The 13,708-nt window shown below is 43.0% G+C and carries 15 protein-coding genes and 1 tRNA gene; 8 read left to right on the top strand and 8 right to left on the bottom strand.

Annotated features, from left to right (window positions below):
* Nucleotides 1-42: 42 nt before the first annotated feature.
* The 5 genes from F9817_RS00210 to F9817_RS00190 form a co-directional block, all read right to left on the bottom strand.
* Nucleotides 43-1,149, bottom strand: a complete 1,107-nt coding sequence (locus tag F9817_RS00210) for an ABC transporter substrate-binding protein (RefSeq protein ID WP_161152942.1) — start codon at nucleotides 1,147-1,149, stop codon at nucleotides 43-45.
* A 33-nt stretch (nucleotides 1,150-1,182) separates the two neighbouring features.
* Entirely contained in the window at nucleotides 1,183-2,352 is a 1,170-nt protein-coding gene (locus F9817_RS00205; RefSeq protein ID WP_161152941.1) for an ABC transporter ATP-binding protein, read from the bottom strand.
* A 2-nt stretch (nucleotides 2,353-2,354) separates the two neighbouring features.
* Entirely contained in the window at nucleotides 2,355-4,172 is a 1,818-nt protein-coding gene (locus F9817_RS00200) for an ABC transporter permease (RefSeq protein ID WP_161152940.1), read from the bottom strand.
* 172 nt (nucleotides 4,173-4,344) lie between these two features.
* Nucleotides 4,345-4,420: transfer RNA gene (locus tag F9817_RS00195), tRNA-Arg, on the bottom strand.
* A gap of 93 nt (nucleotides 4,421-4,513) precedes the next feature.
* Nucleotides 4,514-5,659 (bottom strand): flagellar assembly protein FlgT, encoded by a 1,146-nt coding sequence (locus tag F9817_RS00190; RefSeq protein ID WP_161153136.1) that lies wholly within the window; start codon nucleotides 5,657-5,659, stop codon nucleotides 4,514-4,516.
* Between the two features lie 162 nt (nucleotides 5,660-5,821).
* Between F9817_RS00190 and F9817_RS00185 the strand changes: the two genes are divergently transcribed.
* Both F9817_RS00185 and F9817_RS00180 read left to right on the top strand, forming a co-directional pair.
* Complete coding sequence (locus tag F9817_RS00185) at nucleotides 5,822-6,457, top strand: FlgO family outer membrane protein (protein ID WP_161152939.1); 636 nt, start codon at nucleotides 5,822-5,824, stop codon at nucleotides 6,455-6,457.
* A 12-nt stretch (nucleotides 6,458-6,469) separates the two neighbouring features.
* Entirely contained in the window at nucleotides 6,470-6,904 is a 435-nt protein-coding gene (locus F9817_RS00180) for an LPP20 family lipoprotein (protein WP_161152938.1), read from the top strand.
* An 88-nt stretch (nucleotides 6,905-6,992) separates the two neighbouring features.
* Here the strand turns inward: F9817_RS00180 and F9817_RS00175 are convergent, their stop codons facing one another.
* From F9817_RS00175 to flgA, 3 genes are all read right to left on the bottom strand, one after another.
* Nucleotides 6,993-7,418, bottom strand: a complete 426-nt coding sequence (locus tag F9817_RS00175; protein WP_161152937.1) for a flagella synthesis protein FlgN — start codon at nucleotides 7,416-7,418, stop codon at nucleotides 6,993-6,995.
* Between the two features lie 33 nt (nucleotides 7,419-7,451).
* Nucleotides 7,452-7,781 (bottom strand): flagellar biosynthesis anti-sigma factor FlgM, encoded by a 330-nt coding sequence (gene flgM, locus F9817_RS00170; RefSeq protein ID WP_161152936.1) that lies wholly within the window; start codon nucleotides 7,779-7,781, stop codon nucleotides 7,452-7,454.
* A 116-nt stretch (nucleotides 7,782-7,897) separates the two neighbouring features.
* A complete protein-coding gene (gene flgA / locus F9817_RS00165) occupies nucleotides 7,898-8,641 on the bottom strand; it encodes a flagellar basal body P-ring formation chaperone FlgA (RefSeq protein WP_161152935.1) in 744 nt (247 codons plus the stop codon).
* 77 nt (nucleotides 8,642-8,718) lie between these two features.
* Here flgA and F9817_RS00160 point away from each other — a divergent pair, with 77 nt between their 5' ends.
* The 6 genes from F9817_RS00160 (at nucleotide 8,719) to flgE (ending at nucleotide 13,647) form a co-directional block, all read left to right on the top strand.
* Nucleotides 8,719-9,645: a chemotaxis protein CheV gene (locus tag F9817_RS00160; RefSeq protein ID WP_161152934.1), complete on the top strand. Its 927-nt coding sequence runs from the start codon at nucleotides 8,719-8,721 to the stop codon at nucleotides 9,643-9,645.
* Between the two features lie 11 nt (nucleotides 9,646-9,656).
* Nucleotides 9,657-10,484 (top strand): CheR family methyltransferase, encoded by an 828-nt coding sequence (locus tag F9817_RS00155; RefSeq protein WP_161152933.1) that lies wholly within the window; start codon nucleotides 9,657-9,659, stop codon nucleotides 10,482-10,484.
* A 283-nt stretch (nucleotides 10,485-10,767) separates the two neighbouring features.
* Nucleotides 10,768-11,163: a flagellar basal body rod protein FlgB gene (gene flgB / locus F9817_RS00150; RefSeq protein ID WP_161152932.1), complete on the top strand. Its 396-nt coding sequence runs from the start codon at nucleotides 10,768-10,770 to the stop codon at nucleotides 11,161-11,163.
* Nucleotides 11,164-11,167: 4 nt separating this feature from the next.
* Complete coding sequence (gene flgC / locus F9817_RS00145) at nucleotides 11,168-11,584, top strand: flagellar basal body rod protein FlgC (protein ID WP_161152931.1); 417 nt, start codon at nucleotides 11,168-11,170, stop codon at nucleotides 11,582-11,584.
* A gap of 17 nt (nucleotides 11,585-11,601) precedes the next feature.
* A complete protein-coding gene (gene flgD / locus F9817_RS00140; RefSeq protein ID WP_161152930.1) occupies nucleotides 11,602-12,309 on the top strand; it encodes a flagellar hook assembly protein FlgD in 708 nt (235 codons plus the stop codon).
* 30 nt (nucleotides 12,310-12,339) lie between these two features.
* Nucleotides 12,340-13,647 carry a flagellar hook protein FlgE gene (flgE, locus tag F9817_RS00135; protein ID WP_161152929.1) on the top strand — a complete coding sequence of 436 codons (1,308 nt, stop codon included), beginning with the start codon at nucleotides 12,340-12,342 and terminating at the stop codon, nucleotides 13,645-13,647.
* The last annotated feature ends 61 nt before the right edge of the window (nucleotides 13,648-13,708 follow it).

Genomic DNA, 13,708 nt, shown 5'->3' with positions numbered 1-13,708 from the left:
TGTCAGGTGAATCGTGCAGAGACCACTTACTAAGTCGTATCATTATTGTTGGTAGCTTAAGCTCCACAGGTCTTGCCAATCTTGGCGGCTTTGCCAGTCACTATCCGCGGTGGAAGTATGGTAAGACATTATTTCTGAGCGGTATTTTTCAATACCTGAAGCCTCATTACTTGGTAGAGAAAAGGTGTTGTTGGTCGACATTTTGCCGTCAACAGCCTGAGGTTTTATTCCTTCTTCGGTCAGCATGTAATGAATAAATAATTTGGCGGTATTTGGGCTATGTGTCCCTTTTGCGATCAGTCCCAGACTTGGGTAGTTCCAACCGATAAATGGTTTTAATCCATGGCATAAGCCAAGTTTCATGCCGTCTTTATTTTTACGAAATTTAGCGGTACTGATGAGACCTACAAAACTGTCTTTTACATCAGGAGCCCCAATGGCTTGCGCTGCATCACTGTCAGAGTGAGTCAAAAGTGGCACATTTTCTGCCAGAGCCTTCACAAAGGCAGCAGTCGCTGAACTTTCATCCGTTTTTAAAGGATGCCCGAACTCTTGTTGATAGGCTTGTGCGATAGCTTGGTCATAGTGGGTTGCCATCTGATTAAACCAATCGGTGTAAGAGGGTTTACCTAACGGATCTTGCATGGCGATTTTGCCGTGCCACTTCGGTTCGGTAAGCTGCCAAATATTGGTGATTGGACAGGTATCGTATTGAGCTGTGTTGTAGGCCCATACGTTTGGTGCCATTACTACAGTCAGTGGATCTTGGTATTGTTTGGGGATCTTGCCCGTCATGTCGTTTGGTAGCCAACTTTCGACATAACCTTTAGACAGCAACTGCTCGATACCCGCGGGGGCATCCGATAAGAATGCCACATCCGTTTTAATGTTATGAGCTTGAGCTTCTCGGCTGACAATTTCTAATATTTGTGGTGCTTTTGCTTTTACTCCTACGGCTTTCAGACCATATTTTTTGCTAAAAGCTTTAGCTTGTTTAACTATTTTTCCAGTTGACGCGTAAACCGTAATAGGTGCTTCATGTTTTGCGGCCGTGATAATTTTTTGTAGTGAACTATCGTTTTCGGCCATAGCTGGAAACGTTGCGACAACCGATAATGCAAGAGCACTGAGAGCGTAGCGAATTTTCATAGTGAAGATGACATCCTATGGTTTGGGTAACGCTTAAAAAGCGAAAGACTGTGACGGGGGTAAAGTCGTTGCAGAAAGGGAATCGGCATCTGTGTTATATAGATGAGATTGGATATTCTGCTTATGAGTTGCGGTGGGCATTTCTATACTTTGCCCTAACGCGTTAAAACCGTGTATGCCATGGTCGGGGAATGAGCAATAGGCCGTTTGACCTACCGCCCAAGTCGGGTAAATCTGAGTAGAGAGTGTGAGAGTGTTCTCACCACTGGTTAACTCTATTAACCAACTGCCACCGGTTGGGATGATTTGCTTAATGGTGACAGGAAAACCGATAGGGTCATGACTCAGTTGTAGTGCTTCAGGGCGTACGCCTACCTTATGTAAATGAGCCGATGAATCTATGTATGGCTGTAAATAGCGATTAAGCTCGGATTGTGGATGCTTGAAAGGGTCAATCCAGTTAATTCTGGGATTGCCAATAAACTCAGCGATGAAGGTGTTGCTTGGTTGAGCATAGATTTCATCAGGCGTTCCAACTTGCTGTAGTTGACCCTCTTTCATGACGGCTATCCTAGTGGCAAGTGTCATCGCTTCCCATTGATCGTGACTAACAAAAACGATGGTGGTACCGAAGGTTTCATGGATACGTTTTAGTTCTGCGCGCATCTCTAAGCGCAAAGCAGCATCCAAATTAGATAAAGGCTCATCTAATAGCAGAACTTTCGGGTTAACAGCTAACATCCTTGCTAATGCGACACGCTGTTGCTGGCCGCCTGAGAGTTGCGATGGATAACGGTCTGCGTATTCTGCAATGCGCAATTTTTCCATGACGTCTAATGTACGTCGCTCGCGTTCTTCTGTTGGCACTTTTTGTAGGCGCAGACCAAAGTCAACATTACGTTTTACTGTCATATGTGGCCACAATGCGTAGCTTTGAAAAACTAATCCTATTTCCCGCTGTTCTGGCGGTAGGTAGATGGATGGCGAAATACTATCAACCCGTTGATCTCCAATCGCGATATGACCACCGGAAATATGCTCAATACCGGCAATCATGCGCAGAATCGTGGTTTTACCGCAGCCGGAAGGGCCGAGTAGACACATGAACTCTCCGTCATTCACGGTCAAATTAAGATCTTGAACAGCAGGTTTACTGCTACCTGAATACTTTTTTTCTAAGTGCGATAAAGTGATAGATGGCATGATTAACTCTCCAGACCTTGAGCGAGACCTGTTCCGGTCATTTTTTGGATTAGAACAGTGCCTAACCAAGCGATAAGGGCAATCATAAGTACGACAGCATTAGCTGCTTGGTCGTAGTTATAATCGATTAAGCGTAACGAGTAGGTAGTGAGAACATCGGTCACCGGTATGGCTAAGATAATAAACAGACTCACTCCTTTAATTCCTGAAATAAACGGTAGCAATATACCCGTGACTAAAGGCCCAGCTTGAATAGGAATGATGATTTTTGTCAGTCGGGTAAACCAATTGGCACCGGCAATGCGAGCCGCTTCTTCGGATTCTTTACCTAATTGAGTCATGGCTGCTATACCGGAACGGCTTGCAAATGGCATCTTTTCTGCCACCAAAGCAATAATCAGCAGAATCGGTGTGCCGTAAAGCGCTGGAATTGGGCCTCGCTGTACAGCAAAGAGAGATAACATCGCTGCTGCAAAGGCAATACCGGGTACTAAATACGGCATGAAAGTGATTTGTCTTAAAAACTGGCTAAGCCATGGGGTATTCACTCGCATGACGGCATAGCCAACCAACAATCCTAATATGCCCGATGCTATAGATGCACTTCCGACGATAAGCACGGTATTCCCCACCGCATGCCAAAAGTCGGGAGTAAGTAAGATGCCATTTTTCAACGCGATGGTATCGAGGTTATGGCCAATCCAGAAGTCGAAGGTAAAGTTATCCCACGTGAAACGACCTGGAATTTTCATGATGGTAGAAAAGAATAATGTGAGTAGTGGAATGGCAACACCAATAGTGACTACGCAACCCGCTACCATAGCGGCAGAAAAGCGCCACGGGCCTAATGCTCTGGTTCTCGTTAGGCTACCTTTACCTCCAACTGTCACGAATCGGCGTGCTTCTTTCATCATGCGTGTATCGATTAATAGAGTAATGATACCGATAAGCATGATGACACCGGCGATGACAGCGGCGACGCCATTTTGACGAGAATCTAATGAGCGATAAAGTCCCGTAGCTAAAGTGTTGTAATGTACAGGTAACCCCAAAATATACGGTACTGCGAATTCACCAATACAATCGGCAAAAATCAGTAATCCTGAGGACAGTAGTGCGGGACGAATCAAAGGGAAAAGAATTTGTTTGGCAATGATATCGGGTTTGGCACCGAGTACACGAGCACAATCTTCAAGTTGACCATCAACACGTCGTAATGCATTTCCCACAATCAGTAACACGAGTGGTGTGTAGTGAATGACCAAAATGACCACAATAGGTAAATAGCCATAGGCAAGCCAATTAGGCGTATGAACCCCCATGGCTTCTAGCCACCCAGGTTGCCCACCTATGGTTCTGTTTTTGAAAATAGTGGTCCAAGCTAGCGCAAAGGTCCAGGTAGGTAACATAAAGGGAACAACTAATGCTGTGGCAAACCACTTACGACCGAACATATCGGTGCGGTTGACCAGCCAAGCCAGAGTCATACCGAGTAATACTGCAAGTACTACCGTGGTTAAAGCAATGCTGATGGTGTGTGCAAGAGGTGCCCAAAGTAACAGTTCTGACATACGAGAAGTGAGCGAACGCGCTAAATAGTAAAGCGTCATGCTACCTTCTGCAGAGTGCACTCGGTTGCCATCACCTGACTGTACAATAAAAGCATTGGTCAAAATAGCAATGACCGGAGCCAAAATAAGGTACGCAAACAGAGCGGCAAGCATAACCCCTAATAAATTGGCGGGCTCATTCTTAGCAAGAACCAGCTTGCGATACAATCTTTGCCCAAATGGTATTGATGTTGGTTGCTGAATGTTCATAGTTTACATTGGCTAACAAGGTATGAGGCCAATATAAAAACCAACTGTGACAGAATGGTTACGTTTTGCACCTATGTGCAAAAGTTCATGAAACTGTCATATGGGGAAGCATCTTGAGGTTACTTGGGTATAAAAATAAAAAAGCAGCATTGAATGCTGCTTTTTGAATATTTGGTGTCCCCTGCGAGATTCGAACTCACGTCTAAGACTTAGGAGGTCCTTGTTCTATCCAGCTGAACTAAGGGGACTTATTGATCGCCACGCATTGTATACCAAATTGAGTAAGGCGTGAATATCAGCATGCTTAACTGACTGTAATTTGTCCAAAAATCCCGTGAGTACTAAAAGTCATTTTGTAGCTTTTTCTCCATGACATCGCCTATTTGAACACTTCCAGCTAAGTCTGCCTGATCAATTTTCGCTTCAGCATCATGATCAAACACACGGGAAACCGTTAGCGTAATATCGCTTTTAGCCACTTTTGTGCGCGGTAAGCCCTTTTGATCGATAAAGGAAGCTGTGTGCCAGAGTTCCAATTTGTCCCCTTGTTTGACTCCGTGAATACGACCCAAACTAATGGTGACCGTATTATCAAATTTGGCAACGACTTCGGGTAAGGTAATCTTACAAGCCATATTAGATTCGAGATCAAGCATGATGTCGCGAGTGAGTCGTTGCAACATCACACCATAGCTTGACTGCCAAAATCTCGCACTACTGGTGTCGACCAAACTGGTTCGTGAAAAAGGCCATATTGCTACTTGTCGATAGGTTTTATCGAAAACTCGAGTACCAGTTTTACCATCAAAGACTTTCATTTCCAGGGCGAACTGGCGATTAATATTATATTGAGTAAGATTTGCTGCTTCGATAGTGGCACTTAGATCGGTAATTTCCCCCGTAATGATGTATTGAGCTCCAGTGTCTTCAGCCACCATTTTAATTCGTTCAGGTGTTTTTTCGTTCACGGTATATTGACTTAACCCCAGCGAAACGAAGCTTTGTGAATCCAATTCAAATTGGCGGCTAAGTACTTTAGCAAAGTCTTGGTTAAGGTCATTAATTTGTCCCATAACCGCTTGTTGAGGTGTTTGAATATCGAATTGACTAATTAGAAGTGTCTTTTTGTATTGGTTGACGTGGCAACCCGTTGCCGAGGGGTAAATGTCAATACGAGCTTTTACATACATCGTATTATTATGGCTTCGGGTTCGTTCTATCTTTATGGTACGAATCTCGTTATTAGAAAACTGATATTCATCTTTTTCTGTGCTTAGTAACGTCCTGACATTACTAATATTTCCGATATCTCCGCCAGCAAAGTTGACGGCTTTATATAAAGCATCTTCTAAAGCATGCAAGCGAGCTGTATCGCTGGATGAAACGATAGGTGAACTGCCGGTGACTTCATACCAAGCGGCAAAGGCCGTTGGTGTGACTACCAGAGCAGAACAGATTGAAATTAAATAAAATATAATTTTTTTCATCATAATTAACCAGTCAGGTACAAATCTTGCTTTTCAATCATAGCAGATGTCGATAGCGCTATTCTGAATGAGTTGACGAATTTAGAAAAGCAAAGAGCGTTCCAGTTTTACGATTGAGAGAAAACGAATGCTCCATCTGTTTGATAAATGGAGATGAAGAGAATGAAAAAGTGGCTTATTTGCGTACCTGCTGCTTTATTAACAGCATGTTCGTATGCGCCTATCTATAATGGTAAAGAACCGTATAGTGGGTCGCAATTCCTATTAATGGCAAGTCCACAACATACACTCAATTATTTTGTTGAGAGTATGACCGACGATTTAATTAAGTCGAATACCAGTGTTACTGCAAGAACTCCTATTGCTGTAACCTCATTTGTTGACTTGCAAAACTTGGATTCAACTAACTGGTTGGGAAATACCGTATCAGAAGGTTTTATCAATCAGTTACAGCAACGCGGTTTTAAAGTCGTAGATTTTAAAACAACAGGTTCTATTCAAGTGACTAATCAGGGGGATTTTGCCTTTAGCAGAGATTGGAAAGATTTGTCTAAAGAGCAACAAATTCAGTATGTATTAACGGGCACTATGCTGCGTCAAGAAGGTGGCGTTTTAGTTAATGCTCGAGTTATTGGCTTGCAATCTCGTGTTGTTGTCGCCACTGCTCAAGGGTTCTTGCCTGCTGACCGTATTGGACGTGATTTAGATACGCTGAATACTATGCGTAGTCAAGACGGCGTGTTGATTCGCTCAGACCCAAATATCAACGAAAAAAATACGATTATTTTACGTCATTAAGGAGAGAGTTTGATGAAAGTATTAATCAGTATCCTAATGACTGTACTATTTCTTAGTGGGTGCCAACCATTGATGTCACTCCGCGCCGATGATTTTTTAACGGCGGTGGGTTACGCCACTATTAGTGAACAGAAAGGGAACGATATTCACGAGAAGCAGATTAGGGCGATGCGAGCTTCAAAAGTTGACGCGTATCGAGAATTATCTGAACAAGTCTATGGTATGCGTATCAGTGGCAGTTCCGAGTTGCGCGATCAACGTTTAGGTAACGAGCGAGCGAGTGGCGCAACGGATGGCGTTATTCGTGGTGCCGAAGTGGTTCGTAGCTACAAAGTAGGTGACAGTTATGTCACTGAACTCCGTTTAGATATTCGTAAAATGGAAAAACTGCAAAATTTGGGTGAAGTTCAGCAAGTACCTGAACAACGACAACAAACACTGTTCTAACTTGAATGTAAGTTCACTGATCTCATTTATCATCTTCAAATAAAAAGCGACCACTTGGGTCGCTTTTTATTATATCGAACGGTTGATACTAAGCTTTTATATTGGTACCTAATGTTGATACACCACGGGTTTGTCCTGTCGCATTATAGGTCATACCATTCTTTCCTAAGCTCTGCTGCATTAGGTTATTTAATTTATTGAAGCTTAGTTGAGCTCTGTTAAGAGCTTCGCCATTGACTAAATTGGCTTCTTGGCAATCGGCAACGATCGTACGAATCTTTTCAACCAGATTATTCAAATATTCATCTTCAGTTAGGCTCAAAACATGAGGATGAGTAGCAATCCGTTGATCTGTTTGTTGTAGTTGAGACACCAAGGTTACTTTCTGTTTGGCTAGTGCTTCTATATGCGCAGAAACACGTGAAGTTATGGCTATTTTTTCTTTCTCTAACAGTTCTGCAAGATCATTTGCATTCTGTAATTGAAACTCAACTAGGTCTTGTAGTGCTGCCATTGTTTGCGCCCCATTTAGTTCTCAGGGTGTATTCTAAGATTTAATACCACCAAGTTCTTTCTCGAACTTAATAATATTATCTGCCAATTTGTCAGCATCAACGACGTAGGAGCCGTTAGCAATCGCTTTTTTAATTGCCTCGACTTTAGCACTATCAAAACTAGGTTTTGATGCCATGTCGTTACGCATTTCCTCAATCGCTTTGCTTTGTGAGCTTAGCGAAACAGCATCTCTTGGACGATTCGCTTGCTGCGATTCTTGAGAGCTAACGGAAGATGCATTGCTATCTGAACGGTTCAGAGATCGATTCGACGATGTCGAAGTCAAAGACTGCCCTGAACGAATATTATCAATGCCTGCCATAAAACGAGCCTTAATCAGTGTGATTTTGTTATAACCAATATCGACAGATAAAAGCATTACTTTAGTAATTTTATCATTCGATACTGAAATAAAAGTCTATATAAATAACTCTTAAGCTAGAACTGTACCACGACTTGACCAATTCCGCTTACTTTTGCATCAATTATACGATTAGATTTATCATTTTTCACCTTAATCTGCTCTCCGTAATTCCCATCAGATAAGGCTGTCCCTTTAGTTGTGATGCTCATCCCGCTAGTTCCAGCTTTAATGATGACGCTTTCATTACGACACACTACACAAACATCATTTTGTGAAATGACATCACCTAAACGGACACTGTGTTTTAATTTTGCGCCGATAACCATCGACTCAGAGGAAAAACCTTGCCGTCTAAAACGCAGCATATTCACCATACTTATACTAATATTTTGTGAAGTGATGACTTGTCCCCGAGTCAGTGGCGTCGCTGCGGTGATCATCGGGACATTCAATGTTACTCGGACGGGAACATAGAGTTTCCAATTATCTGGTTCACACTCGACTAATACAGTGATATGACTTGCGGAACCGTTATGTGAAGAAGAAGAAGTTTGCAAAGGGCTTGGACAAATAGTTGCATATACGCGAGAATCCAAGTCTGCCGCTTGAGCTTCAACTTCACTGCCCGCAGGTTTTTCTACAGTACTGAGAACGTGATGTTCCGCAGCGTCTTGAATTTTTTTTATTTGTTCAGGTGTAGCAGACAGCACATTAACGCTAAAGAAAAGCAATAAAAAGCCGATAGTGGTATATAAACTTCGACAGAAAGCTCTACACTTAGAGGCAGCATGTAAATCAGAACGCTTTTTTGTGAGCATGTTTGTTTCTCTGGTTTCTTATAGCCTTTAGTAGACTACCACTTTTTAGGATAAAAGTTAGAGATGGAGATTAGCTTATGACGGGTATCCTTGATTCTGTGAATCAGCGTACGCAACTCGTCGGTCAAAACCGATTAGAATTATTAACGTTTCGCCTTAACGGTAAACAACGTTACGGGATTAACGTCTTTAAAGTAAAAGAAGTTCTCCAATGTCCCAAACTTACCGCTATGCCTAACCTTCATCGTTTAGTTAAAGGGGTGGCTCATATTCGCGGACAAACCGTGTCTGTGATTGATATGAGTTTAGCAATAGGTGGTCGTCCAACGGCTGATGTTGCAAAGAGTTTTGTTGTTATTGCGGAATTTAACAGAACGATACAAGCGTTTCTTGTAAGCTCTGTTGAGCGTATTATAAATATGCGTTGGGAAGCGATACTACCGCCGCCAAATGGTGCGGGTAAATCAAACTACCTAACTGCGGTTACAAATATCGATAATGAACTCGTTGAAATTATTGATGTAGAAAAAATCTTGGCTGAAATTGCGCCCATTAATGAGAAGATGGACGAAAGCATTACTCAAGGCATTGCTGAAGCACAGCAAGAGCAAGATATTGTGCGCCGCATTTTGATTGCTGACGATTCGACGGTTGCACGTAAACAGGTGCAACGCGCTATTGAATCTATTGGTTTCGAGTGTATCCTTACCAAAGATGGCAAAGATGCGTATGAAAAGCTTCTAGAAATGTCAGAACAAGGGAGCATTCATGACCAAATTGCTCTGGTGATTTCGGACATTGAAATGCCAGAAATGGATGGTTACACATTGACTGCTGAAATTCGTCGTAATAACGATCTCAAAGATCTCTACGTTATCCTTCACTCCTCGTTGAGTGGCGTATTTAACCAAGCAATGGTTGAGCGGGTGGGAGCTAACTCCTTCATTGCGAAATTCAATCCCGATGAGCTTGGTAATGCGGTGAAATCCGCACTCATAAAATAAAAGAGAAATGAATGACTGCTATAACTATAAGCGATCAAGAATATCGTGAATTTTGTCGATTCTTAGAATCCCAGTGCGGTATCGTACTGGGGGATAGCAAGCAATATTTGGTTCGTAGTCGATTAAGCCCACTCGTTGCAAGGTTCAAATGTGGAACATTGTCTGATTTGTTACGTGACGTTGTTTCTGGGCGCAACCGTGATTTACGTGTCGCGGCTGTTGACGCTATGACCACCAACGAAACGTTATGGTTTCGCGACACTTATCCGTTTCAAGTTCTTGCTGATAAATTGTTACCAGAGATGGCGGCAAACAAACGACCGATAAAAATTTGGTCGGCGGCAAGTTCGTCTGGTCAAGAACCTTATTCAATGGGAATGACCATTTTAGAGGTTCAGCAGAAGCGTCCAGGAATGTTACCTAACGTATCAATCACAGCGACAGATATATCTACGAGCATGCTCGATATGTGTAAGGCTGGTATTTACGACAACCTTGCATTAGGGCGTGGATTATCTCCAGAGCGTCGCCGTACTTTCTTTGAAGATGCCGGTGACGGTCGGATGAAAGTAAAAGATAACGTTAAGCGCCTCGTTAACTTTCGTCCCCAGAACTTGATGGAAAGTTATTCTCTGCTGGGCAAGTTCGATATTATCTTTTGTCGTAATGTTCTGATTTACTTTTCTGCTGATATGAAATCGAAAGTTCTTAATCAGATGGCAGGATGTTTGAATCCAGGTGGATATCTATTGCTTGGTGCATCAGAATCGTTGACTGGACTGACAGACCGTTTCGAAATGGTACGCTGTAACCCAGGTATCATCTATAAATTAAAATAGCGATAATGTTTGATTTACTGATAAACCTCGGCACTAGTGTCGAGGTTTTTTTATTTTATCCTCCTCTACTCTAACCGAGCGATAGGTATCAATTCTGTCCTTTTTGGTATATACATTAGAGTGACATTCTAAAACTACCTAAGTGAAACATGGCGTGCTATTTGCACTCTGTGAACAATATCGAACCTGGCTCAACCCATTTTCAATGATGAATTATGAAAGTTGGTATGCTAATTGCAGTTATTCATGCAGTACGGTCAGTTCTGAATTAAAGAGGCAAAACATGGCTATTTCTTTTGATAAAGCTCTAGGGATACACCAATACACAGTTGGTCTACGTGAGCACAATGCAGAGTTGATTGCAACGAACATTGCTCAAGCGGATACCCCTGGATTTAAAGCAAAAGGGATGGACTTTCAAAAGGCATTGCAGGCGGCAACATCGGGGGCAAGTGTTAGTCTCGATCGAACCAATAGTCGGCATATTCCTGCCTCTAGCTCTATGTCAGGTGAAGTGGAATATCGTATTCCTACTCAGCCAGATACGGGCGACGGTAACACAGTTGATGTCGATTTGGAGCGTAACTTGTTTATGCAAAACCAATTACGTCATCAGGCGGCACTAGATTTCCTAGGCGGCAAGTTTAAAGGCTTAACAAAAGCAATTAAAGGGGAGTAGTTAGATGGGCTTATTTAATGTATTCAATGTAACTGGTTCTGCCATGAGTGCTGAATCTGTTCGTCTAAATACCACTTCAAGTAACTTAGCTAATGCGGATAGTGTTAGTAGTTCTGCAAAGGACACTTACAAAGCCCGCCATGCTGTGTTCGGTGCTGAGTTAAACAAAGCGCGTTACCGTAATGATCCGAATGTACCTGTGAAGGTGCTTGGCATCGTTGAGAGCAACAAGCCTCTCGTTGCTGAGTATAATCCGGATCATCCACTTGCGAACGCTGATGGTTATATTTACAAACCAAATGTGAACGTAATGGAAGAAATGGCCAATATGATTTCTGCTTCTCGTGCATACCAAACCAATGTGCAAGTAGCAGATGCGAGTAAACAGATGCTGCTGCGTACGCTGCAGATGGGTCAATAAGGATAAGGAGTTAGCGTATGGCCGGAGTCAATAACGTTGGTCAAAGCGGCTTGTCCTATGTTGATCAGCTTAAAAATCTACAAGAGAACAAGAAGCCTGATGAAACAACAGGTAAGAAAGACCTTAAACAGGAAGATTTCTTATCTTTGCTTACCAAGCAATTGTCTCAGCAAGATCCTTTTAAGCCGGTTAGCAATGACCAGATGATTGCCCAGATGGCTTCGTTTGCGACCGTCGATGGTATCGGGAAAATGAACAAACAGTTCGAAAGCCTGAACTCATCTATGACCTCAAATCAGGCCTTGCAAGCATCGTCTCTGGTCGGTCGAGACGTCTTAGTTCCTGGCGCTGCCGGAATTAAGAAAGATGGCGCAGGTATGGCAGCTATGGTGAAAGTACCAAAATCTGTCGATAACCTGATGGTTCGTATTGAAGATTCACACGGTCAATTAGTTCGTACCTTTGATGCAGGAGCGAAACCTTCGGGCGATTCTCGTATCGAATGGGACGGCAAAGACCAGAACGGTAATCCATTGCCGGCCGGAAAATACAAAGTTAAAGCTGCAGGCCTCATTGATGGCGCAAGCAAAGACTTCAGTGTTTCCACATACGCCAATGTAAATAGCGTATTACTCGGCAAAGGTAATGGTAATGTACTGCTCAATCTGGCTGGTTTTGATTCACCAGTTCGACTTGCTGAAGTACTGGAAGTTGGTAAAGCGTAATTAAGCGCTAGCCAGATAGGAGAATTTGGAATGGCAAGCTATGTCTCTCTTAGCGGTTTATCCGCAGCTCAGTTGGATTTGAATACCACGAGTAACAACATCGCGAACGCAAACACTTACGGCTTTAAAGAGTCTCGTGCCGAGTTCGGTGATGTGTATTCAAACTCACTGTTCACTAACGCGAAAACAACCCCTGGTGGTGGTGTTCAAGCGCAAAAAGTATCACAACAATTTCATGAGGGGTCGAGTATTTATACCAACAACCCTATGGATTTGCGTGTTGCTGGTACCGGCTTCTTTGCCGTGGCGAAAGATCGTATGACGCCACAGCAAAATGAGCTAACGCGTAACGGCGCATTTCACCTCGATAAGAATGACTACATGGTCAATGCTAACGATGAGTCATTGCTTGGCTATAATGTGGATCCTGAAACGGGTCAAGTGCTCTCTTACGAGCCTCAACCTCTTAAGATCCCGGCAGAGTTTGGTAAGCCAAAACAGACCGCGAATATTACTATTGGCGCTAACTTGCCTGCTAACGGTAAGTTAAAGGATCCAACTTTGTTTGATTATAGTGATCCAGAGACGTACAACCGTTCAACGTCTTCTACCATCTATGACTCGATGGGACAGTCGTATAAATTGACCACGTATTATTTGAAAGATCAGACTCAAGCAAATACATGGCAGGTTTACTACACCATGACAGATAAAGAGGGTGAAAAGCCTATCAATATCACAGGTGGTGATGCTGTGGCAGGAAGTGGCCAAGTTGGTCACACTCTGAAATTTAATAACGATGGTACTTTAGCCAGTGTAAACAATGGTCAACCGATCTTGTCTCAACAGCTAGGTTCAGGAACGCCACCTGTTGATCTTAACGGAGCCGATCCGACTCAAACATTGTCATTTGATTTGCAGTCGGCAACGCAGTTTGCTGCTCCATTTGAACTCACTAAGTTTGATGAAGATGGCGCGACAACGGGCTTCTTAACCAAGATTGATTTTGATGAAAATGGTAGTGTACTTGGGACTTATTCAAATGGTGAGAACGTGACTCTTGGTCGTGTGGCACTGGTTCGTGTACCTAACGAACAAGGTTTGGATAAGAAGAGCGGTACGCAATGGGATTCTACTCAGTTCTCAGGTGATAAAATTTGGGGCGAGTCGAACAAAGGTTCATTTGGTGCTATTAAAAACGGTACCCTTGAACAATCAAATATCGACATGACCCAAGAGTTGGTGGATTTAATCTCAGCTCAGCGTAACTTCCAAGCGAACTCTCGTGCGCTAGAAGTACATAACCAGCTACAACAAAATATCCTCCAGATTCGTTAAGGATCGGGTGGCAGAGTCAGCGGCAATCGCTGGCTCTGTTTGTTTGCCTCCTTGCCGTTTA

This window comes from Vibrio eleionomae (assembly GCF_009874545.1).
GTDB lineage: Bacteria > Pseudomonadota > Gammaproteobacteria > Enterobacterales > Vibrionaceae > Vibrio > Vibrio nitrifigilis.
This window is presented reverse-complemented; position numbering and strand designations above follow the sequence as displayed.

Bases quoted from the DNA above. Each gene is read 5' to 3' on its own strand.
- flgB (WP_161152932.1), top strand. From the start codon at position 10,768: ATGGCTATTTCTTTTGATAAAGCTCTAGGGATACACCAATACACAGTT.
- flgC (WP_161152931.1), top strand. From the start codon at position 11,168: ATGGGCTTATTTAATGTATTCAATGTAACTGGTTCTGCCATGAGTGCT.
- F9817_RS00175 (WP_161152937.1), bottom strand. From the start codon at position 7,418: ATGGCAGCACTACAAGACCTAGTTGAGTTTCAATTACAGAATGCAAAT.
- F9817_RS00190 (WP_161153136.1), bottom strand. From the start codon at position 5,659: ATGAAAAAAATTATATTTTATTTAATTTCAATCTGTTCTGCTCTGGTA.
- flgD (WP_161152930.1), top strand. From the start codon at position 11,602: ATGGCCGGAGTCAATAACGTTGGTCAAAGCGGCTTGTCCTATGTTGAT.
- F9817_RS00155 (WP_161152933.1), top strand. From the start codon at position 9,657: ATGACTGCTATAACTATAAGCGATCAAGAATATCGTGAATTTTGTCGA.
- flgM (WP_161152936.1), bottom strand. From the start codon at position 7,781: ATGGCAGGCATTGATAATATTCGTTCAGGGCAGTCTTTGACTTCGACA.
- F9817_RS00180 (WP_161152938.1), top strand. From the start codon at position 6,470: ATGAAAGTATTAATCAGTATCCTAATGACTGTACTATTTCTTAGTGGG.
- F9817_RS00210 (WP_161152942.1), bottom strand. From the start codon at position 1,149: ATGAAAATTCGCTACGCTCTCAGTGCTCTTGCATTATCGGTTGTCGCA.
- F9817_RS00185 (WP_161152939.1), top strand. From the start codon at position 5,822: ATGAAAAAGTGGCTTATTTGCGTACCTGCTGCTTTATTAACAGCATGT.
- flgA (WP_161152935.1), bottom strand. From the start codon at position 8,641: ATGCTCACAAAAAAGCGTTCTGATTTACATGCTGCCTCTAAGTGTAGA.
- flgE (WP_161152929.1), top strand. From the start codon at position 12,340: ATGGCAAGCTATGTCTCTCTTAGCGGTTTATCCGCAGCTCAGTTGGAT.
- F9817_RS00160 (WP_161152934.1), top strand. From the start codon at position 8,719: ATGACGGGTATCCTTGATTCTGTGAATCAGCGTACGCAACTCGTCGGT.
- F9817_RS00205 (WP_161152941.1), bottom strand. From the start codon at position 2,352: ATGCCATCTATCACTTTATCGCACTTAGAAAAAAAGTATTCAGGTAGC.
- F9817_RS00200 (WP_161152940.1), bottom strand. From the start codon at position 4,172: ATGAACATTCAGCAACCAACATCAATACCATTTGGGCAAAGATTGTAT.